The organism is Ruegeria sp. CDSB013, from assembly GCF_059611165.1.
This window is the reverse complement of record NZ_JBXWPA010000001.1, coordinates 506585-525076: the sequence shown is the minus strand read 5'-3', so window position 1 is coordinate 525076 and position 18492 is coordinate 506585. Positions and strand designations below refer to the sequence as shown.

At 57.4% G+C, this 18492-nt stretch carries 21 protein-coding genes; 11 read left to right on the top strand and 10 right to left on the bottom strand.

The window, feature by feature from the left end:
- Positions 1 to 43: 43 nt before the first annotated feature.
- The 4 genes from purL to grxD all read left to right on the top strand — a co-directional run bounded on the left by purL (position 44) and on the right by grxD (position 3399).
- Entirely contained in the window at positions 44 to 2203 is a 2160-nt protein-coding gene (purL, locus tag AC2FJF_RS02625; RefSeq protein WP_496722671.1) for a phosphoribosylformylglycinamidine synthase subunit PurL, read from the top strand.
- A 136-nt stretch (positions 2204 to 2339) separates the two neighbouring features.
- A complete protein-coding gene (locus AC2FJF_RS02620; RefSeq protein WP_282168374.1) occupies positions 2340 to 2576 on the top strand; it encodes a BolA family protein in 237 nt (78 codons plus the stop codon).
- Positions 2577 to 2759: 183 nt separating this feature from the next.
- The gene (locus AC2FJF_RS02615; RefSeq protein ID WP_058271526.1) at positions 2760 to 3050 is read left to right on the top strand and encodes a hypothetical protein; all 291 of its coding nucleotides are present in this window, start codon (positions 2760 to 2762) and stop codon (positions 3048 to 3050) included.
- Positions 3037 to 3399, top strand: coding sequence for a Grx4 family monothiol glutaredoxin (gene grxD, locus AC2FJF_RS02610; protein WP_058277848.1), 363 nt, complete (start codon positions 3037 to 3039; stop codon positions 3397 to 3399). The genes AC2FJF_RS02615 and grxD overlap by 14 nt, the downstream gene beginning before the upstream one ends.
- On the opposite strand, the gene AC2FJF_RS02605 is transcribed toward grxD, so the two are convergent.
- The 3 genes from AC2FJF_RS02605 to AC2FJF_RS02595 are packed head-to-tail and all read right to left on the bottom strand — an operon-like array spanning position 3400 to position 4939.
- Positions 3400 to 3750: an MliC family protein gene (locus tag AC2FJF_RS02605; protein ID WP_282168375.1), complete on the bottom strand. Its 351-nt coding sequence runs from the start codon at positions 3748 to 3750 to the stop codon at positions 3400 to 3402.
- Positions 3747 to 4142 (bottom strand): cell division protein ZapA, encoded by a 396-nt coding sequence (locus AC2FJF_RS02600; protein ID WP_058277846.1) that lies wholly within the window; start codon positions 4140 to 4142, stop codon positions 3747 to 3749. The genes AC2FJF_RS02605 and AC2FJF_RS02600 overlap by 4 nt, the downstream gene beginning before the upstream one ends.
- The gene (locus AC2FJF_RS02595) at positions 4142 to 4939 is read right to left on the bottom strand and encodes a hypothetical protein (protein WP_496722666.1); all 798 of its coding nucleotides are present in this window, start codon (positions 4937 to 4939) and stop codon (positions 4142 to 4144) included. The genes AC2FJF_RS02600 and AC2FJF_RS02595 overlap by 1 nt, the downstream gene beginning before the upstream one ends.
- A 234-nt stretch (positions 4940 to 5173) precedes the next feature.
- Between AC2FJF_RS02595 and tkt the strand changes: the two genes are divergently transcribed.
- Entirely contained in the window at positions 5174 to 7198 is a 2025-nt protein-coding gene (tkt, locus tag AC2FJF_RS02590) for a transketolase (RefSeq protein ID WP_496722664.1), read from the top strand.
- A gap of 51 nt (positions 7199 to 7249) precedes the next feature.
- Here tkt and AC2FJF_RS02585 read toward each other — a convergent pair whose 3' ends face one another.
- The gene (locus AC2FJF_RS02585; RefSeq protein WP_282151122.1) at positions 7250 to 7663 is read right to left on the bottom strand and encodes a hypothetical protein; all 414 of its coding nucleotides are present in this window, start codon (positions 7661 to 7663) and stop codon (positions 7250 to 7252) included.
- 15 nt (positions 7664 to 7678) lie between these two features.
- Complete coding sequence (locus AC2FJF_RS02580; protein ID WP_282151121.1) at positions 7679 to 8650, bottom strand: DUF808 domain-containing protein; 972 nt, start codon at positions 8648 to 8650, stop codon at positions 7679 to 7681.
- A 181-nt stretch (positions 8651 to 8831) separates the two neighbouring features.
- On the opposite strand from AC2FJF_RS02580, the gene gap (AC2FJF_RS02575) reads away from it, so the two are divergent.
- The 3 genes from gap (AC2FJF_RS02575) to gap (AC2FJF_RS02565) all read left to right on the top strand — a co-directional run bounded on the left by gap (AC2FJF_RS02575) (position 8832) and on the right by gap (AC2FJF_RS02565) (position 11135).
- Positions 8832 to 9833, top strand: coding sequence for a type I glyceraldehyde-3-phosphate dehydrogenase (gap, locus tag AC2FJF_RS02575; RefSeq protein WP_496722660.1), 1002 nt, complete (start codon positions 8832 to 8834; stop codon positions 9831 to 9833).
- Between the two features lie 71 nt (positions 9834 to 9904).
- On the top strand, positions 9905 to 10048 hold the full coding sequence (locus AC2FJF_RS02570; RefSeq protein ID WP_282151119.1) for a hypothetical protein: 144 nt from the start codon (positions 9905 to 9907) through the stop codon (positions 10046 to 10048).
- An 82-nt stretch (positions 10049 to 10130) separates the two neighbouring features.
- Positions 10131 to 11135 carry a type I glyceraldehyde-3-phosphate dehydrogenase gene (gene gap / locus AC2FJF_RS02565; RefSeq protein WP_496722657.1) on the top strand — a complete coding sequence of 335 codons (1005 nt, stop codon included), beginning with the start codon at positions 10131 to 10133 and terminating at the stop codon, positions 11133 to 11135.
- Here gap (AC2FJF_RS02565) and coaD read toward each other — a convergent pair.
- The 3 genes from coaD to AC2FJF_RS02550 all read right to left on the bottom strand — a co-directional run bounded on the left by coaD (position 11127) and on the right by AC2FJF_RS02550 (position 13104).
- Positions 11127 to 11618 (bottom strand): pantetheine-phosphate adenylyltransferase, encoded by a 492-nt coding sequence (gene coaD, locus AC2FJF_RS02560; protein ID WP_170412872.1) that lies wholly within the window; start codon positions 11616 to 11618, stop codon positions 11127 to 11129. The genes gap (AC2FJF_RS02565) and coaD overlap by 9 nt on opposite strands.
- 85 nt (positions 11619 to 11703) lie before the next feature.
- Positions 11704 to 12141, bottom strand: coding sequence for a CBS domain-containing protein (locus AC2FJF_RS02555; protein ID WP_113790721.1), 438 nt, complete (start codon positions 12139 to 12141; stop codon positions 11704 to 11706).
- Positions 12142 to 12201: 60 nt separating this feature from the next.
- The gene (locus AC2FJF_RS02550; RefSeq protein WP_496722967.1) at positions 12202 to 13104 is read right to left on the bottom strand and encodes a LysR family transcriptional regulator; all 903 of its coding nucleotides are present in this window, start codon (positions 13102 to 13104) and stop codon (positions 12202 to 12204) included.
- A 104-nt stretch (positions 13105 to 13208) separates the two neighbouring features.
- On the opposite strand from AC2FJF_RS02550, the gene AC2FJF_RS02545 reads away from it, so the two are divergent.
- Both AC2FJF_RS02545 and AC2FJF_RS02540 read left to right on the top strand, forming a co-directional pair.
- Positions 13209 to 14708, top strand: coding sequence for a CoA-acylating methylmalonate-semialdehyde dehydrogenase (locus AC2FJF_RS02545; protein WP_496722655.1), 1500 nt, complete (start codon positions 13209 to 13211; stop codon positions 14706 to 14708).
- Between the two features lie 405 nt (positions 14709 to 15113).
- The gene (locus AC2FJF_RS02540) at positions 15114 to 15713 is read left to right on the top strand and encodes a L,D-transpeptidase (RefSeq protein WP_496722651.1); all 600 of its coding nucleotides are present in this window, start codon (positions 15114 to 15116) and stop codon (positions 15711 to 15713) included.
- A gap of 53 nt (positions 15714 to 15766) precedes the next feature.
- On the opposite strand, the gene AC2FJF_RS02535 is transcribed toward AC2FJF_RS02540, so the two are convergent.
- Complete coding sequence (locus tag AC2FJF_RS02535) at positions 15767 to 16243, bottom strand: fasciclin domain-containing protein (protein WP_496722649.1); 477 nt, start codon at positions 16241 to 16243, stop codon at positions 15767 to 15769.
- A 71-nt stretch (positions 16244 to 16314) separates the two neighbouring features.
- Positions 16315 to 17166 (bottom strand): class I SAM-dependent methyltransferase, encoded by an 852-nt coding sequence (locus AC2FJF_RS02530; RefSeq protein WP_496722647.1) that lies wholly within the window; start codon positions 17164 to 17166, stop codon positions 16315 to 16317.
- Between the two features lie 140 nt (positions 17167 to 17306).
- Here AC2FJF_RS02530 and AC2FJF_RS02525 point away from each other — a divergent pair, with 140 nt between their 5' ends.
- A complete protein-coding gene (locus AC2FJF_RS02525) occupies positions 17307 to 18422 on the top strand; it encodes a carboxylate-amine ligase (protein ID WP_496722645.1) in 1116 nt (371 codons plus the stop codon).
- The last annotated feature ends 70 nt before the right edge of the window (positions 18423 to 18492 follow it).

Genomic DNA, 18492 nt, shown 5'->3' with positions numbered 1-18492 from the left:
CTAAAAGGCCCGCAATCCCGGCCAACCTGGACAAGGACAAACGATGCAAGAGCCCGCCATCACCCCGGATCTGATTGCTGCACACGGGCTGAAGCCCGACGAATACGATATGATCCTTGAGATCATCGGGCGCGAGCCGACCTTTACCGAACTCGGCATCTTTTCGGCCATGTGGAACGAACATTGTTCCTACAAATCGTCCAAGAAATGGCTGCGCACCCTGCCCACCTCTGGGCCTCAGGTGATCTGCGGGCCAGGTGAAAACGCCGGCGTTGTGGATATCGGCGACGGTCAGGCGGTGGTGTTCAAGATGGAAAGCCACAACCATCCCTCTTATATCGAACCCTATCAAGGTGCGGCCACAGGTGTTGGCGGCATTCTGCGCGACGTCTTCACCATGGGTGCGCGCCCCATCGCATCGATGAACGCGCTGTCATTTGGCGAGCCCGGCCACCACAAGACCCGCCAGCTGGTCAACGGTGTGGTCGAAGGCATTGGCGGTTACGGCAACTGCTTTGGTGTCCCTTGCGTGGGTGGCGAAGTTCGGTTCCATCCCGCCTACAACGGCAACTGCCTTGTGAACGCCTTTGCTGCAGGTCTGGCCGACAGCGACAAGATTTTCTATTCGGCGGCCTCTGGCGTCGGCATGCCCGTCGTGTATCTGGGTGCAAAAACCGGACGTGACGGTGTTGGCGGCGCAACCATGGCCTCGGCCGAGTTTGACGACACAATCGAAGAAAAGCGCCCGACCGTTCAGGTCGGTGACCCGTTCACCGAGAAGCGCCTGATGGAGGCGACGCTGGAGCTGATGCAGACCGGTGCCGTGATTTCGATCCAGGATATGGGTGCAGCGGGTCTGACCTGTTCCGCCGTTGAAATGGGCGACAAGGGTGGTCTGGGTGTGCGTCTGGATCTGGAAAACGTTCCTCAGCGCGAAGAAGATATGACAGCCTATGAGATGATGCTGTCTGAATCGCAAGAACGCATGCTGATGGTCCTCAAGCCCGAGCTTGAAGCCGAAGCCCGCGCCGTGTTTGAAAAATGGGATCTGGACTTTGCAATCGTCGGCGAAACCATCGCCGAAGACCGCTTCCTGATCCTTCACAACGGCCAAGTCAAAGCCGATCTGGTCCTGTCCAAGCTGTCCTCGACGGCACCGGAATACGACCGCCCATGGGAAGCCACGCCAGAAGCCGAAGAGCTGGCCGAAGTCCCGCAAATCGACCCGATCGACGGTCTGCGCGCCTTGCTTGCTTCCCCGAACTATGCAGGCAAGCAGTGGGTTTATGAGCAGTACGACACCATGGTCATGGCCGACACCGCCCGCACACCGGGCCTGGGCGCAGGCATGGTCCGCGTGCACGGCACTGACAAGGCGCTTGCCTTCACCAGCGACGTAACCCCGCGCTATGTCCGCGCCAACCCTGTTGAGGGCGGCAAGCAGGCTGTGGCCGAGGCCTACCGCAACCTGACCGCCGTGGGGGCAAACCCCTTGGCAACCACCGACAACCTGAACTTCGGCAACCCCGAAAAGCCCGAGATCATGGGCCAGTTCGTCGGCGCGATCCAAGGTATCGGCGAAGCCGTAGCCGCGCTGGATATGCCAATCGTGTCGGGCAACGTCTCGCTGTATAACGAAACCGATGGTCAGGCGATCCTGCCGACCCCGACCATTGGCGCCGTAGGCTTGCTGAATCACACGGACGAGATCATCGGCAACGAGGTCCGCGAGGGTCACGTGGCATTGGTGATTGGAGAAACCAATGGCCATCTTGGCCAATCCGCCCTGCTGGCCGAAGTGTTCAACCGCGAAGACGGCGACGCGCCGCATGTCGATCTGGATGCCGAAAAACGCAATGGCGAGTTTATCCGTGCCAACCGTGAGATGATCAAGGCCTGCACCGATCTGGGTGACGGTGGTCTGGCGCTGGCAGCCTTTGAGCTGGCGGAATCCGCAGGCGTCGGCGTTCACCTCGATGAAGCCTCGACCGAGTTCCTGTTCGGCGAGGATCAGGCCCGTTATCTGGTCGCGTGCAACTTTGATCAGGCCGAGGCATTGATGATCGCTGCTGGTCAGGCAGGCGTCCCTCTGGTGTCCGTAGGTCGGTTCACTGGCGATAGCATTCGGGTTGGCAACTCTGAGGCCGCGTTAGAGGATCTGGCTACCACGTTCCGCGCCAGCTTTGCTGAGGCCGTCGCATAACACCGAAGCAATCTTTGCAAAATGAAACCTGCGCCTGTCCCGGCGCAGGTTTTGTCGTTTCAGGGCCCCTATCCTCCCCTTGCACGCCCCGTCTGGGAGCTCTACATCTTGAGAAAGACCTTCAGGAGAAACCTACATGCCGATGAGCGCCCACGAAATCGAAGCCCTACTGCGCGAAACCTTTCCGGATGCGGAAATTCAGGTTGGCGGCAATGATGGCGTGCATATGTCCGCAATGGTCGTGGACGAGAGCTTTCGGGGGAAAAACCGGGTGCAGCAGCAACGCGCAGTCTATGCGGCCCTGAAGGGCAAGATGGACGGCGCGGACGGAGAGTTGCATGCGCTGGCGTTGACCACAAAAGTGCCTGAATAGTGAATGAGCCGATTGGATGGATTCTGCTAAGGCTGACCTTTCTGGTCTTTGATATTGCCAACTTCGTAGCGATCTTGTTTTGTGATCTGCCAAAGCTACTGAAATACGGACCCAGATATTGGCGTGTTACCAGGATAATGAGGCGCCGCGACTACAACCTTCGCCAAAGCTGGATGGCAAAAAATGAGTAGTTGGCTGTTCTGGATATCAGTAATCGCAACGTTGATTGTTGCCGCCGCTCTGATCGAAGCCTATGTGAAGCGCAACAGAAAGCGTAAGCTGGCCGACATGCGCCCGGACCCGGACAAGATCAGCAAGGTCGGCGGCATTGAAAGATACGGGCTGGATCCGCTGGCCCTGGCACAGGCCGAGCATCGGCGACTAGAGGAAGAAGGATGGGTCCCGGACCCGTCAAAGGATGAAACGACCGCCCCCGACGCGGGTGAAAAGGACAAGCAAGATGACCGACGTTAAGACTCAGATCGACGAAACCGTCAAAGCCAACGATGTGGTGCTCTACATGAAAGGCACCAAAGAGATGCCCCAATGTGGTTTCTCGTCCCGCGTGGCCGGCGTGCTGAACTACATGGGCGTTGAATATGCCGATGTGAATGTTCTGGCCAACGAAGACGTTCGTCAGGGCATCAAGGATTATTCTGACTGGCCGACCGTGCCACAGCTGTACGTCAAAGGTGAATTCGTCGGCGGTTGCGACATCATCACCGAGATGACCCTGTCGGGCGAATTGGACACGCTGTTTGACGAAAATGGTGTCGAATTCAACAAAGAAGCGGCTGACAAAATTCGCGAAGCAAACGCCTGATCAGCGACTGCTGCAATTCTCCAGAACAACCTGCTCACTGGTGGCCCCACTGGCCGCCAGAAAGCTGACGGTCGCATCCCACCCCTTTGACCGAAGGATATACGACCCGGTCTCTCCTTTGGATTCATAGCGAATACCTGATCCGCTGGGCACTTGCTGCAAGGCAACCAATTGGTTGTCTACCATCATCGCCGCCGCACCGGAGCCGTCGGACGCATTGAAATACGCAACCTGCAACTCAATGCCATGCTGGCAGGTGAAGCTAACCGGCAGGATATCCATGTCCGCCCAGGCCAAGCCCCCTGGTAGACCGAACAATCCGGCCAACGCTACCGTTTTCAACGCATTCATTTCGCCGTATTCTCCTCAACCACCGAGGCCAAGGCCTCAGCGCGTGCGGCCAGTTCGGCCAGTGTGTCCGTGACCGAAGGCGGGACGACCGCCACTTCAATCCTTTCAGGCTCGGGCTCGGGCCGGTTGCGCAGGCTTTGCAATTCGGCTTCAACCTCGGCCAGCTTGGCCTCTGCCCGTTTGAGCTTGTCATCTGTCGCGGCGGTCTTGTCGGCCAGCATCAGCCCAGCCATCAACAGCATGCGTGCTTCGGGCATCCGACCGATCTGATCAGACAAAACCTGCGCTTCGTCATCCAGCATTTTCGCCGCAGATTGCAGAAATGGCTCTTCACCGTCCTGGCAGGAAACGTCAAAACCACGGCCACCGATATGAATGGTCAATTCGGGCATTACTCTACCTCTCCCTCAGCCAGCTTTGCCTGCGACAGCAACGGCTCCAGCCGGGCCAGTACAGCCTGAGCTTCGGCAGCGTCGGTTGCCTGTGCAGCCTTTGTCGCCTCAAGCTCGGCTACGGTCGCGCGGTTCAACAGCTCGGCATCGGCCAAGCCGTCCTTGCTGGCCGCCCGCAACTCATCCACCGAGTTGCGCAGTTGTTCGTTCGCCTTGCGCATACGTTGAAGATCATCATCCAAACGCGACATGGCCGCGCCGTGGCTGGCACGTTCCGCACGCAACATCTCAAGCTCTGCGCTTAACTCCGCAACACGCTCGCTGTCGGCCAATTCGGACCGCAACTTTTTATTCTCATCTTCAAGCGACTGCGTTTTGCTCACAACCGCTTTAAGTTCATCGTTTTCTGTCTTGAGAACAACCAGTTCGTCCTGGTTTTCCAATGCAGCTTTAGCCTCTGCCAACTCGGCCCTGGCCGCTTCGACCGCCGCCAATTTGGCGGTGGCCTCTGACAGCTGCTGACGCAACGCGCCGTTTTCAGGATCTTCGGCTGGCGTTGCTTTTAGCGCATCCATGTCGGCGCGCATCGCGTCGACTTCCTTCTCGTGCCGTTCCTTGAGGGATTTCAGACGCTCTTCCAACTGCGCATTGGCGACGCGCTCGTCTTCCAATGCCGTGTGCAAAGCGGTGTCATCACCGCCACTTGCGGGCACCGTGTTACGCAATGCGTCGACACCGGTTCCAATCCTCTCCATCGCGGCAACGATACGGCGCTGTAATTCTTCGATCTGGCTCATGCCCCTGCCACCTCTTTACCAAGGTTCACTTTTTCGCGGCCCATCCGAATCAATACGGGCCGGGTATTGGCCTAGTCTAACCGAATGAAACGGAAAATACCCACTGTTTGCTTTCAATCACTTGGACAGCATTCTTGAACCACGAACGCGACGCACCCCCCGGTTCCACTTGCACTTTGGGGGGTGGATGGTATTGAGCGCCTCATCTGCCTGTAATCCAAAGGAACAACGCCCGTGGACCTGACTGCGCTGCGCAATGCCAATCCTGAACACTGGAACAAGGCTGCGGCTATCCGCACCCTGACCCTTGACGCCGTCGCTGCCGCCAATTCCGGCCATTCCGGTATGCCGATGGGCATGGCCGACGTTGCGACCGTGCTGTTTGAAAAGCATCTGAAATTCGACGCCTCGGCCCCGAACTGGCCCGATCGTGACCGGTTCATCCTGTCTGCAGGTCACGGTTCGATGCTGGTCTATTCTCTGCTGTATCTCACCGGTCATGCGGACGTGACGCTGGACGAGATCAAGAACTTCCGCCAGCTGGGTGCGAAAACTGCAGGCCACCCGGAAAACTTCCTGGTGGACGGGATTGAAACCACGACCGGCCCGCTGGGACAAGGTATCTCGAACGCCGTGGGTTTTGCCATGGCCGAAGAAATTCAGCGCGCGCATTACGGCAAAAAAGTCGTCGACCACTATACTTACGTGATCGCGGGTGACGGCTGCCTGATGGAAGGCGTCAGCCAGGAGGCCATCACTCTGGCTGGCCGTCATGAGCTGAGCAAGCTGATTGTTTTCTGGGACAACAACAACATCACCATCGACGGCACTGTGGATATTGCCGATCGCACCGATCAAGTGCGCCGTTTCAAGGCCTCGGGCTGGAACGTGATTGAAATCGATGGTCATGATCCGATCGCGATTGATGCGGCCATTGTGCAAGCCAAATCATCGAACAAACCATCCATGATCGCCTGCGAAAGCCATATCGCGCTGGGTCACGCCGCACAGGACACTTCCAAAGGTCACGGCGCATTGACCGATCAGGATCAGCTGAAAGCCGCCAAAGACGGCTATGGCTGGCCCCATGACGCCTTTGTGGTCCCTACTGACGTCAAATCAGCTTGGGAGGCCATCGGTACCCGTGGCGCGGCTGAACGCGCCGAATGGGAAGAGCGTTTCGCGCAGATTTCCGAACGCAAACAGGCCGAATTCAACCGCGCCTATGCGTTTGAAGCGCCCAAAAAACTGGCCGGTGCCATCCGTGCGTTCAAAAAGCAGATGTCGGAAGATCAGCCGAAACTCGCCACCCGCGCGTCTTCGGAAAAGGTTCTGAACGTAGTGAACCCGATCATGCCCGAGACCGTTGGCGGTTCCGCCGACCTGACCGGGTCGAACAACACCAAATCTGCGGATATGGGCGTGTTCCTGCCGGAAAACCGCAAGGGTCGCTATATCCACTACGGAATCCGCGAACACGGCATGGCCGCCGCGATGAACGGTATGGCGCTGCATGGCGGTATCCGCCCCTATGGCGGCACGTTCATGGCGTTCACCGACTATGCCCGCCCCTCGATGCGTTTGGCCGCCTTGATGAAGGTGCCGACGGTCTTCGTGATGACCCATGACTCGATCGGTCTGGGCGAAGACGGCCCGACCCACCAGCCTGTTGAACATCTGGCCATCTCGCGCGCGACGCCGAACACTTATGTGTTCCGTCCCGCCGATGTGGTTGAGACGGCTGAGGCCTGGGAGTTGGCGCTGACGTTCAAGGACAGCCCTTCGGTTCTGTCGCTGACCCGTCAGGGCGTGCCGACGGTGCGTAAAGAACACAAGACCAAGAACCTGACCGCACAGGGCGCGTATGTTCTGGCCGACGCGGACAGCAAACGTCAGGCCATCCTGATCGCCACCGGGTCCGAAGTATCGCTGGCGATGGAAGCCAAAGCGATGCTTGAGGCTGAAGGCATTGGCACCCGCGTCGTCTCAATGCCCTCGATGGAGCTGTTCGCCGAGCAGGATGAAGCCTATCGAAAGCGCGTCCTGCCAGGTGGACCCGTCCGCGTTGGTATTGAGGCCGCCGTTCGCGCCGGTGGCTGGGATCGCTGGTTGCTGGGTGAACGTGGTCGCGAAGCCAAAGCCGGTTTCATCGGCATGTCCAGCTTCGGTGCGTCGGCCCCAGCCGGTGAACTGTACAAGCAGTTCGGCATCACCGCCGAGGCGACAGTGGCCAAGGTCAAGGAACTGCTGGGTCAATAAACGCTCGGCTCATCAGCCAGATACAAAAAGGGCGGCTTTGGCCGCCCTTTCCTATTTTGGCTGCTTTAGCTCGGCCTTCAACGCCGTATAGGCCCGTTTCGCATAATCCAACCGCAACTCATACCGTTCTGCTGGCACAATCCCATCGGGCACGTTCAGCCCTGCAGCAGACAAAACCTGCCTAACATGCGTTCCATATAGCGGAATGAATTGCGCCGACTGGCCGCTGAGCAGGTTAAACAATCGCCCCCCTGCCCACTTGGCGCGTCGGGCCGCAGTCTCCGCCGTGTCGATCCGGAAATGCAGTACCTGGTAAAGCCTGAGCGGTTCAAACGGCATTTGTTCCGCGCCAAGGTTCATGGCCGACAAGGCCGCCGTTTTGCGTTTGGCTGCGCGCCCCTTCAATTGTATGCGGACCCAACTCTGAACCGGTCGATAAGCCGGTAAATGGCTCAGGTCACTCATTTCAGGATTATCAATTTAATGCGCATCAGTCTTCTTTGAAAACAACCCGATCATCGGCCCGACCACCTTTGTCGCCACCGGGATCAGAACAAACCCCCATGCCAGACCGAACACACCGTCCATCGTCGCCTTGGATACCCATTCAACAACGCCGGTCCACTGCTCAGACACGGAATGACCAATGGCATAGGCCCAGTCGTGGATGTGGTGTCCCAGCCACCCAAAGCCCAGAACCTCCATCCCGTGAATGATGATGGAACCGCCGACCCACAACATCGCGGCGGTGCCGACTATGGACAGGATTTTCATGACAACCGGCATGGCTTTGACCAACCCGCGCCCAAGCCCTCGCCCAATCGGTGTCGGTGCGTTTTGCGCGAGGTACAGCCCGACATCGTCCATCTTCACGATCAGGGCAACTGACCCGTAGACCGCCACGGTGACACCGATCCCCACAACCGCCAAGGTCGCGGCCTGCATCCATAGGTTTGGGGCCTCAATCGCGGCCAGCGCAATCGTCATGATTTCAGCCGAAAGGATAAAATCTGTCTTGATCGCGCCTTTGACCTTTTGCTCTTCCAGATGGCCGGGGTCGCGAATGGCCATGTCTTCGTCGATAACGTGACTGCCATGAGGGAATAGGACATGAAATATCTTCTCGGCCCCTTCGAAACACAAATAAGAGCCGCCGATCATCAACAAAGGCGTAATCAACCACGGAGCAAAATTCGCCAGTAGCAAAGCAACCGGCAGCAGCAGGATAATCTTGTTGAATATGGAACCACGCGCGATGCGCCAAATGATGGGCAACTCGCGCGCCGGGGCGAATCCTTGAACGTATTTCGGCGTCACGGCCGCATCGTCGATGATCACACCAGCGGTCTTTGCACCCGCCTTTCCGGCCGCCGCGACCACATCGTCCACGGACGAGGCCGCAACCTTTGCAATACCTGCAACGTCATCCAACAGGGCCAACAGACCGCTCATGGTGTTTCCTTTCACTTCACCTGCCGCACCCGGAGCCTACCCGATCCGACGGCTAGCGCAAGCGTTAGCGCAACCGGTATAGGTTTGCGCTAACACGTTAAAAATATGTCACTTTTGGTCTTTTGAGAATGCGCTTTGACCGCTATATGGCGACCAAAGCAAGCGCATTTGGAGACAGCACATGACCATCAAGGTCGGTATCAATGGTTTTGGCCGCATTGGCCGCTGCACGTTGTCGCATATCGCGGCATCCGCCCGCAACGACATCGAAGTGATCAAGGTCAACGCAACCGGCCCGCTGGAAACTACAGCGCACCTGCTAAAGTATGACAGTGTCCACGGACGTTTCCCTCGCGATGTCGCAATCGACGGCAAAACCATGGATCTGGGCCGAGGCCCGATGGAGATGTTCTCGACCTATGACATGAATGAACTGGACTGGGATGGCTGCGATGTCGTTCTGGAATGCACCGGTAAATTCAATGACGGTTTGAAAGCAAAAACGCACTTGGATCGCGGTGCGCAAAAGGTCCTGCTGTCAGCCCCCGGCAAGAACGTCGATAAGACCATCGTGTATGGTGTAAACCACAACAGCCTTGTGACCGATGATAAAATGGTCTCGAACGGTTCGTGCACCACGAACTGCCTTGCTCCGCTTGCCAAGGTACTGGACGAGGGCATCGGCATCGAGAACGGCATCATGACCACGATCCATGCTTATACCGGCGACCAGCCGACCCTGGACCGCCGTCACAGCGATTTGTACCGCGCCCGTGCTGCCGCGATGTCGATGATCCCGACCTCAACAGGTGCCGCGAAAGCACTGGGCGAGGTTCTGCCCAACCTGAAAGGTCGCCTGGATGGTTCGGCCATTCGTGTTCCGACCCCGAATGTTTCTGCGGTTGATCTGACATTCCGCGCCGCACGTGATGTAACGGTAGAAGAAGTGAACGCCATCGTACGCGAGGCCTCGCAGGGTTCGATGCAGCGCGTTCTGGGCTATGAACCCGCGCCGCTGGTTTCGACCGATTTCAACAACACCGAAGAAAGCTCGATCTTCGCACCCGATCAGACCCGCGTGGTCGGCGACCGCATGGTTCGCGTTCTGGCATGGTACGACAACGAATGGGCGTTCTCGGTCCGCATGGCAGACGTCGCAGTTGCCATGGGTCGCCTTAACTAAGGTTGCTTTGAAATCTTGAACCTTTTCGCCCGCTCAGGTTAACTGGGCGGGCGTTTTCGTCCGGGGCTAGCATGACAAATCAAATCGCCATCTGGCTTGCCCTGCTCATTCTGGGCTTGTTCGTTATCAGCTATGCCCTCTTTGGAACCGAACAATTCGTGTTCCTTGGCAAGAAACTCTACTTCTTTCTGGACTGGCTCGCCTTCTGGCGTTGACTGAGGTTTTGCTTGACTTTTTCTTTGATCTGGCTTTGTTAGCGCTAACTTCATATTGGCCGCATATCGGACGGAGCAGGACATGACACTCAAGCTGGCAATCAACGGATTTGGACGGATCGGACGCGGCGTGCTGCGGGCGGTCATGGAATCCGGGCGCACGGATGTTGAAATCGTTGCGATAAACGACCTGGCAAAGCCGGAAATGAACGCGCATCTGTTCGAATTCGACAGCGTCCATGGCCGGTACGGCAAACCGGTCACTTTGACCGAGGCAGGCCTGGACGTTGGAAACGGTCCGATCCGCCTGAGCAGCGAGCGTGAGCCGGAAAAACTGGATTGGTCCGATGTGGACGTCGTTCTGGAATGCACTGGCGTATTCCGCACACGCGAAGCTGCATCCCGCCATTTCACGAACGGATCGAAGAAGGTTTTGATCTCGGCCCCAGCCCGCGGCGATGGCGCGGTAAAAACGATTGTGTTCGGCGTCAACGATCACGAGCTGACGGCTGAAGATAACGTGGTGTCCAACGCGTCTTGCACGACCAATTGCTTGTCACCGGTTGCCGCAGCACTGGATGCAGGGCATGGCATTGTGCATGGCAACATGACCACGGTTCACGCCTACACAGCCAGCCAACCCGTCCACGACACTGCCGGGAAAGACCCATACCTGTCCCGCGCGGCAGCATTGTCGATGATCCCGACCACAACAGGCGCGGCCTCTGCCGTTGGCCTCGTCTTGCCGCAATTGGCTGGAAAACTGACAGGTCAGGCAATTCGTGTCCCAACCCCGAACGTGTCCGTGGTTGATCTGGTCGCCGAAGTCTCGCGCCCGACAACGGAAGAAGAAGTCAACGCGCTGTTTACCGAAGCCGCAGCCAGAATCCCCGGAGTTCTGGCGGCAGAGAACCGCCCGCTGATCTCGGTGGATTTTAACCACGACCCGCACAGTTCGACCGTTTCATTGCCGGAAACCAAGGTGACCGACGGCACACTGGTGCGTGTGCTGGCGTGGTATGACAACGAATGGGGTTTCTCGAACCGGATGCTGGACACCGCCGCGGCGATGGGAGCCCTATCCTAAACGGTCACGCAGCGCAGCATTGACGCGGGGCGTGACGAATTTCGACACGTCCCCGTCCAACCGGGCGATTTCCTTAACCAACTTGGAGGCAATGGCCTGATGCCGCGCCTCGGCCATCAGGAAGACCGTCTCGATCGAGTCGTCCAATGCCCGGTTCATTCCGACCATCTGGAATTCATACTCAAAATCCGCAACCGCCCGCAGCCCGCGGACAATGATCTGCGCCCCAACATCGCGGGCGCAGTCGATCAGCAGGTTTTCAAAGGGATGCGCAACGATTTCAGTTCCCGTTTGCTCGGTCAGATGGGCGCATTCCGCCTCGATCATCGCAACGCGTTCCTCGAGCGAGAACAAAGGGCCCTTGTCGCGGTTGATCGCGACGCCAATGACCAATTTGTCCACCAAAGCAGCCGCACGGCGAATGATGTCGATATGACCCAGGGTGATTGGATCGAATGTTCCGGGATATAATCCAACCCTCATCGCGGCCTCCTGCGCAATAAAATTTCTGCGCAAGCAAACATAACTTCGCCGCAGGTGCAAGAGGCAGCTTTGGGATTCAAGGGCCTCAATGCCCCATGATCATGCCTTGCAGCGCGTCTTTTTCCATAGCCAGTTCTGCCAGCTGCGCCTTTACCACATCGCCCAGCGTCACGATCCCCACCAGTTTGCCATCTTCGACAACGGGCATGTGACGAAAGCGCCCTTCGGTCATGCGGGTCATGATATCCTGAACTGTATCTTGTTTCGTGGCCGTCACCAGGTCCCGAGTCATATACGCACTGACAGGTTGCGTGAGGCATCCGCTTCCGGTTGCGGCCAGTTCTCTTACAATGTCACGTTCCGACAGAATTCCTGCGGCCGTCTCGCCGCCATCTTCCGACACGACCACTGTACCGATCCGCTTTTCCGAGAGAATTTTCGAAGCATCAGACACCGTGATCGACGGCAAGACAGTGACTACCCCTCCGCTGCCCTTGGATTTCAGAATGGCCTGAACGAGCATAAGCGTTACCTCCGAAATAATGTCCTGTTTTCCAAAACGTTGCCGGAATGTTTAAACCTGTCAAGGTGACACTTGGGCCTCAAGCCGCTCAACCTCTTCCCGAATACCCTGCGATAAGGCCTGCGCGAAGCGGTTCAACCTTTCATTCCGCTGATCGCCCTGATGTCGCACCAGGTGAAAGCTCCGGGTCAAACTCACCTGATCCGTCAGGATTTTCTGCAGGTTGGGATGAAACGGCAAGGTGAAATCATGCGCCACACAAACCCCCGTTCCAAGCGTGGCCTGCCGCAGCTGAACCGACACCGAATTCGATGCAAGCGCGACACGGTCAACACCGATATCAACAAGATAATCCAATTCGCGGTCAAAGATCATATCGGGAATGTAGCCAATCATACGATGGTCACTTAGGTCCTGGACTGACCGAATTGCCGGGTAAGAGGCCAGATAGTCGCGCGTCGCAACAAGGTGCAGTTTGTAATCGGTGATTTTCTGGACCAGAAGGCTCCCAGCTGTTGGTGCACTGACGGTCACCGCCATATCCGCCTCACGCCGGGACAGGTTGATCACGCGCGGCAGGGCCAGAATCTGAATATCCAGATCGGGGTTAGCATCGCTGATTTTCGCGCAGACCTGCGGCAAAAGATAGTTGGCCGACCCGTCCGGCGCGCCAATCCGTATTTGTCCGCTGAGCGTTTTCGACGTGCCCGCCATCGCGCCAGCCGCCGCGCGCATCGCCTCTTCGGCTTTCAGCCCGTGTTCCATCAGGCGTTCGCCCGCTGCGGTCAAAAGGTAGCCTTGTTGCGACTTGGTAAACAGGGGGGCTTCCAATGAGGCTTCCAACCGAGCAATCCGTCGCCCGACGGTGGCTGGGTCGATCTTCAGCTGACGCCCCGCAGCCGAAAGGCTTTCTTCTCGCGCGACGGCCAGAAAGACCCGCATATCATCCCAGTTTGGTGTCACCGCCTGCCCTTTGCATTTTTGCAAAACATCTTTGGGACATTGCCTCTGTTCAAGCAATTTATGCAAGCCTATTGTGCGCACAAACGCATCGGAGGAGATCTGCAATGACCGAGCTGTCCCATTTCATCAACGGCGAGAATGTCGCCGGAACCTCAGGACGATTTGACGACGTCTTTAACCCCGCCACTGGCGAGGTTCAGTACAAGTGCCCGATGGCAAATGTTGCGGAAACGACTGCCGCAATCGAAAGCGCAGCCGCCGCGCAGCCTGCATGGGGTGCAACCAACCCACAGAAACGCGCGCGTGTCATGATGGCCATGGTCGGCCTGATGAACCGCGACATGGACAAACTGGCAGAGGCGCTGAGCCGCGAACACGGCAAAACCATTCCCGACGCCAAAGGTGATTTGCAGCGCGGTCTGGAAGTGATCGAATACTGCATCGCCGCACCGCAGATGCTGAAGGGTGAGTTCACCGACAGCGCAGGCCCTGGCATCGACATGTACTCCATGCGGCAGCCGCTGGGTGTGGTCGCCTCGATCATGCCGTTCAACTTTCCAGCCATGATGCCGCTTTGGCACGTAGGCCCTGCCCTGGCCTGCGGCAACGCAGTGGTTCTGAAACCGTCCGAGCGTGATCCCTCCGTTCCCCTGATGCTAGCAGAGCTGTTTGTCGAAGCCGGCCTGCCCAAGGGCGTCTTCCAGGTCGTCAACGGCGACAAAGAGGCCGTCGACACTCTGCTGGACAGCGATACCATTCAGGGCGTGTCCTTCGTTGGCTCGACCCCGATCGCGCAATACATCTATTCCCGCGCGACTGCGAACGGTAAGCGCGCGCAGTGTTTCGGCGGCGCCAAGAACCACATGATCGTCATGCCTGACGCGGATCTGGATCAGGCGGCCGACGCTCTGGTCGGTGCCGGGTTTGGCGCGGCGGGCGAGCGCTGCATGGCCATCTCGGTTGCAGTGCCCGTTGGCGAGGAAACCGCCGACGCTCTGATCGAAAAGCTGATTCCACGTGTCGAAAAGCTGAAGGTCGGCCCTTACACCGCCGGCGATGACGTCGACATGGGCCCAGTTGTAACCGGTGCTGCCAAAGAGCGTATCCTCGGCCTCATCAATTCGGGCGTAGAACAAGGCGCGAAGCTGGTTGTTGATAACCGCGACTTCAGCTTGCAGGGCTATGAGGACGGCTTCTTTGTCGGCCCGCACCTGTTCGATAACGTGACGCCTGAGATGGACATCTACAAGCAAGAGATCTTTGGCCCGGTTCTGTCGACCGTGCGCGCAGGCTCTTATGAAGAAGCGCTGAAACTGGCGATGGATCACGAGTACGGCAACGGCACTGCAATCTTCACGCGCGATGGTGACACCGCCCGCGACTTTGCCAGCCGTGTGAATATCGGCATGGTCGGGATCAACGTTCCGATCCCTGTTCCGCTGGCCTACCACACCTTTGGCGGCTGGAAGAAATCCATGTTTGGCGACCTGAACCAGCACGGCCCGGACAGCTTCAAGTTCTACACCCGCACGAAAACCGTTACGGCGCGCTGGCCGTCGGGCATCAAAGAAGGTGGCGAGTTCAATTTCAAAGCAATGGACTGATTTTTAGCGTCAAATTGACCAAAGGCCGCCTCAATGGGCGGCCTTTTTCGTTCCTCGTCAAGGTATCAGTTGTTTAGGAGCTCGCTCAGATCTGCCAATTTGGTTTTCAGCTCATAAGATACGGGAATTTCCAGGGTTTCTGATTTCTTGGTCATATCGTGCGGTCTCCGAACATCTGTGGGCCTGTCCCTTGGAAATGGAGGGGCCAAGTTAGAAAAATACCCCAAGCCTTATCCGGCAAACAGCAAAACCCTGTCCGGACACCGGTCAATTCCCCGTCCGAGCAGGCAAAAAACCGCGTGAAACATGTAAATCTCACGGAAAATTTAAGCCAAGCATCTGGCCCTGAAGCAACGCAGTCACTAAATTGCTGGAAACTCTCGAGCAGTCCTTCAGGAGGCATCCGTGTCCAGTTCCCGTATTAATCGTCGTACCGCCTTGCTGGGTGCTGCGTCCGTCCTTGCGACACCGACGCTGTTGCGCGCCCAAAGTTCAGATGCTTTCCCAACAACAGAAGAGGCGATCAGCACGCAACTGCCGGTGCGCCGCAATGTCTCGTCCTTCTCGCAACAGAACTGGCAGGACCATTTTGACCAGCTGGGCGCTGGCGCTTTGCTGGCCGATATCACAAGCCGCGCGGTGCACTATTGGGGACCCGATGGCACCTACAAGCTGTACCCCAGTTCGGTACCGATGAGCGAAGAGCTGACCAAGCGCGGCTATACCAAAGTTGTGCGCAAAGCGGAAAACCCAAGCTGGACGCCGACCGCCTCGATGCGCGAACGCGACCCGCTTTTGCCGGTTCGTATGGAAGGCGGGGAGCCCGGCAACCCGCTGGGTACACGCGCCATGTATCTAGGTTGGCCAGCTTATCTTGTGCACGGAACTCATGATACGCGAAAGATCGGACGCCAAAGCTCGTCAGGGTGCATTGGCCTGTATAACCAACATGTCGAGGAGCTTTATCCTCTGGTAAAAGTCGGAACCCAAGTCAGACTAGTCTAACGAAAAAGCCCCGGTCATCAGAACCGGGGCTTTCTTCTTCTCAGATGGGGGTCTTATTCCGGCAGGATCACCGCATCGACGACGTGGATCACACCATTGCTGGTTTCGATGTCGGCCTGAACGACTTTAGCGTCGTTCACTTTTACGCCGTTCTTGGCGTTCACGCTCAGACGGTCGCCTTGTACGGTAAGCACCTTCGCACGTTTGCCAGCGATATCACCCGACATCACCTTGGCCGGGACCACGTGATAGGTAAGGATTTCGACCAACTGATCTTTGTTTTCCGGCAACAGCAGCGTTTCTACCGTGCCTTCGGGCAATGCAGCAAACGCCTCGTCCGTTGGCGCGAAAACGGTGAACGGTCCGTCGCTTTTCAGCGTATCGACCAAACCGGCGGCCTGAACAGCGGCGACAAGGGTGTTGAACGAACCGGCTGATACTGCGGTGTCCACGATATCTGCAGCCTGCGCCTTTACAGGCAAGGTCAGTGCAATTGCGGCGGCGGCGCCCATAAACGTGCGACGAAACATGGCTGTCATCTCCTCTCCAGCTTGTTATGGAAAGGGGTACGGGCGCTTTGTCGCACCGGATCACTATCAGATCAATTTTCTTTGACCTGCACCCAGATGCTTTGGGCACGGCCGTCTTTCAAAAACGGCAAAGCTTCGACCGCGTCGGGGCGATCCTGTTGCAGGTAATATCCGGGCCAAAGCATTGAATATGCACCAGATTGCAGCAAGGCATGCAGCATGTACTGCTCACCCCAGCCCGGGCAATCATAGAAGAACCGGTTGGGATATTCGTAGGGCAGAAAAACATCGTGCACATGAATGACCACACCGGGTTTGAGCGTCGGAATGATGCGGCAGAACAGGTGCGCGACGTCATTGCTCATGCGAACAACGTGGCTGGAATCGATGAACAACACGTCACCGGATTCGAGTTGCTCGAACAGTGCCGGATCGACTTCTTCCAGACGTTTTTGTTCGAACTCATCCACCACATGCGCGATATCTGCCCGTGGATACGGATCGATTGCGGTAACCTTGGTCTGCAACCCGCCGTCAATTACCGCCTGTCGCGTCACACGGGTCGAGTTGCCGCAGCCCACCTCGATCACACGCTTGGGTTTGAACCGGCGGATCATCAGATACAACGCGTCCGCATCCGGGCTGTCGTAGTACCCGTTGTTGATACGATATCCGGTCGTGTTGCGCGCAGGGTCTTTCAGAGCTTCCAGCGAAGCGGAGTGTTCTTGGTATTCCGACAACAAGTGAGTGATGTCGAACCCTTCCATCCCCGGAGACAGAGCATAGGCAGGTCGGGTCAGACCCCCTGCACGTTCAAACGCCTCAAGGCGCGCGCGTTCGTCCCGTTCGGTCACTTTGTCGATCAGTTTAACACCAAACCGATCAAGCGCGGCGTTCAGCCGGGGGAATTTCCTTGGTTTCACGGGGGGGCTCCGGGTTTGGTGACGGTCTAGACGCCTCCTTACCTGTGCGTATGGGGGCTTCGCAAGAACCCAGCTGGCAAACACTTGGCAAAAAGACAATTTCCGTATTCACTGGTCAGAACATAGTTGCGAGGGCCGGAATGCAGCAGGAATTTACGCTGGGCATTGAAGAAGAGTATCTGCTGGTTGATCGAGACAGTCTGGAACTCGCCGAAGCGCCTGCCGCGTTAATGGAATCCTGCCAGGCCGATTTTGAAGGACAGGTCAGCCCCGAATTCCTGCAATGTCAGATTGAGGTCGGTACGCGACCGCATGTGACCATCAGCTCTGCGCGCGAGGATCTGAGACGCTTGCGGTCCTGTGTTTCGAAACGCGCCGCCGAGCACAACCTTGCCCCAATCGCTGTATCCTGCCACCCCTTTGCCGACTGGAAAAAGCAGCAACATACGCGCAAAGACCGATATGACGCCCTCCAACACGCGTTGGGCGGAGTGGCGCGGCGTATGCTGATCTGTGGCATGCATGTTCATATCGGGGTGGCCGATTCAGCCTTGCGCGCCGACCTGATTCCGCAGCTGTCCTACTTTCTGCCGCATCTCTTGGCCTTGTCGACGTCATCGCCCTATTGGAACGGAGAAGACACAGGTCTGTCTTCGTACAGGTTAACGGTATTTGACAACTTGCCCCGGACCGGTCTGCCCCCGATCTTTTCCGGCTGGTCCGAATATGAACGCACCACGGGCGTTCTGGTCGAACTGGGCGTGATCGAAGACACCACGAAAATTTGGTGGGATCTACGACCGTCGCACCAATATCCAACGCTGGAAACCCGGATCATGGACGTGCAACCCCGCATGGAGCATGCACTTTCACTAGCCGCAATGGTGCAGGCGTTAACGCGCATGTTGTGCCGCCTGAAAGACAGAAACCTCAGGTGGCGGCAATATGATCGGTTCTTGATTGGCGAAAATCGCTGGCGCGCGCAACGCTATGGCGTGGGCGAAGGGATGATTGACTTCGGAGATCGCTCAATCAAACCCATGCCGGAACTCATGGGCGAATTAATGGGTCTGCTGGCCGAAGATGCCGAAGCGCTGGGCACCATGACCGAGTTGGCCAAACTACAGCAGATTGCCCAGAACGGCACCTCGGCCACTCGCCAGCGCCGGGTACATGCCGAGGCAGCGGCAAAAGGCGATGACCCCGGCAAGGCTGTGGTTCAACACTTGATTGACGAATTCCATCAAGACCTCTGAACGTTGGCACGTTTTCCCGCACAAGAATGTGCCCGTGATTGCTGGCCGTGCAAAATTTCTGTAAGGATTG

Bases quoted from the DNA above. Each gene is read 5' to 3' on its own strand.
- AC2FJF_RS02535 (WP_496722649.1), bottom strand. From the start codon at position 16,243: ATGTTTCGTCGCACGTTTATGGGCGCCGCCGCCGCAATTGCACTGACC.
- AC2FJF_RS02585 (WP_282151122.1), bottom strand. From the start codon at position 7,663: ATGAGTGACCTGAGCCATTTACCGGCTTATCGACCGGTTCAGAGTTGG.
- AC2FJF_RS02570 (WP_282151119.1), top strand. From the start codon at position 9,905: ATGACAAATCAAATCGCCATCTGGCTTGCCCTGCTCATTCTGGGCTTG.
- coaD (WP_170412872.1), bottom strand. From the start codon at position 11,618: ATGAGGGTTGGATTATATCCCGGAACATTCGATCCAATCACCCTGGGT.
- AC2FJF_RS02615 (WP_058271526.1), top strand. From the start codon at position 2,760: ATGAGTAGTTGGCTGTTCTGGATATCAGTAATCGCAACGTTGATTGTT.
- AC2FJF_RS02605 (WP_282168375.1), bottom strand. From the start codon at position 3,750: ATGAATGCGTTGAAAACGGTAGCGTTGGCCGGATTGTTCGGTCTACCA.
- grxD (WP_058277848.1), top strand. From the start codon at position 3,037: ATGACCGACGTTAAGACTCAGATCGACGAAACCGTCAAAGCCAACGAT.
- gap (WP_496722660.1), top strand. From the start codon at position 8,832: ATGACCATCAAGGTCGGTATCAATGGTTTTGGCCGCATTGGCCGCTGC.
- AC2FJF_RS02595 (WP_496722666.1), bottom strand. From the start codon at position 4,939: ATGAGCCAGATCGAAGAATTACAGCGCCGTATCGTTGCCGCGATGGAG.
- AC2FJF_RS02580 (WP_282151121.1), bottom strand. From the start codon at position 8,650: ATGAGCGGTCTGTTGGCCCTGTTGGATGACGTTGCAGGTATTGCAAAG.
- AC2FJF_RS02620 (WP_282168374.1), top strand. From the start codon at position 2,340: ATGCCGATGAGCGCCCACGAAATCGAAGCCCTACTGCGCGAAACCTTT.
- purL (WP_496722671.1), top strand. From the start codon at position 44: ATGCAAGAGCCCGCCATCACCCCGGATCTGATTGCTGCACACGGGCTG.
- AC2FJF_RS02555 (WP_113790721.1), bottom strand. From the start codon at position 12,141: ATGCTCGTTCAGGCCATTCTGAAATCCAAGGGCAGCGGAGGGGTAGTC.
- gap (WP_496722657.1), top strand. From the start codon at position 10,131: ATGACACTCAAGCTGGCAATCAACGGATTTGGACGGATCGGACGCGGC.
- AC2FJF_RS02525 (WP_496722645.1), top strand. From the start codon at position 17,307: ATGCAGCAGGAATTTACGCTGGGCATTGAAGAAGAGTATCTGCTGGTT.
- AC2FJF_RS02545 (WP_496722655.1), top strand. From the start codon at position 13,209: ATGACCGAGCTGTCCCATTTCATCAACGGCGAGAATGTCGCCGGAACC.
- AC2FJF_RS02600 (WP_058277846.1), bottom strand. From the start codon at position 4,142: ATGCCCGAATTGACCATTCATATCGGTGGCCGTGGTTTTGACGTTTCC.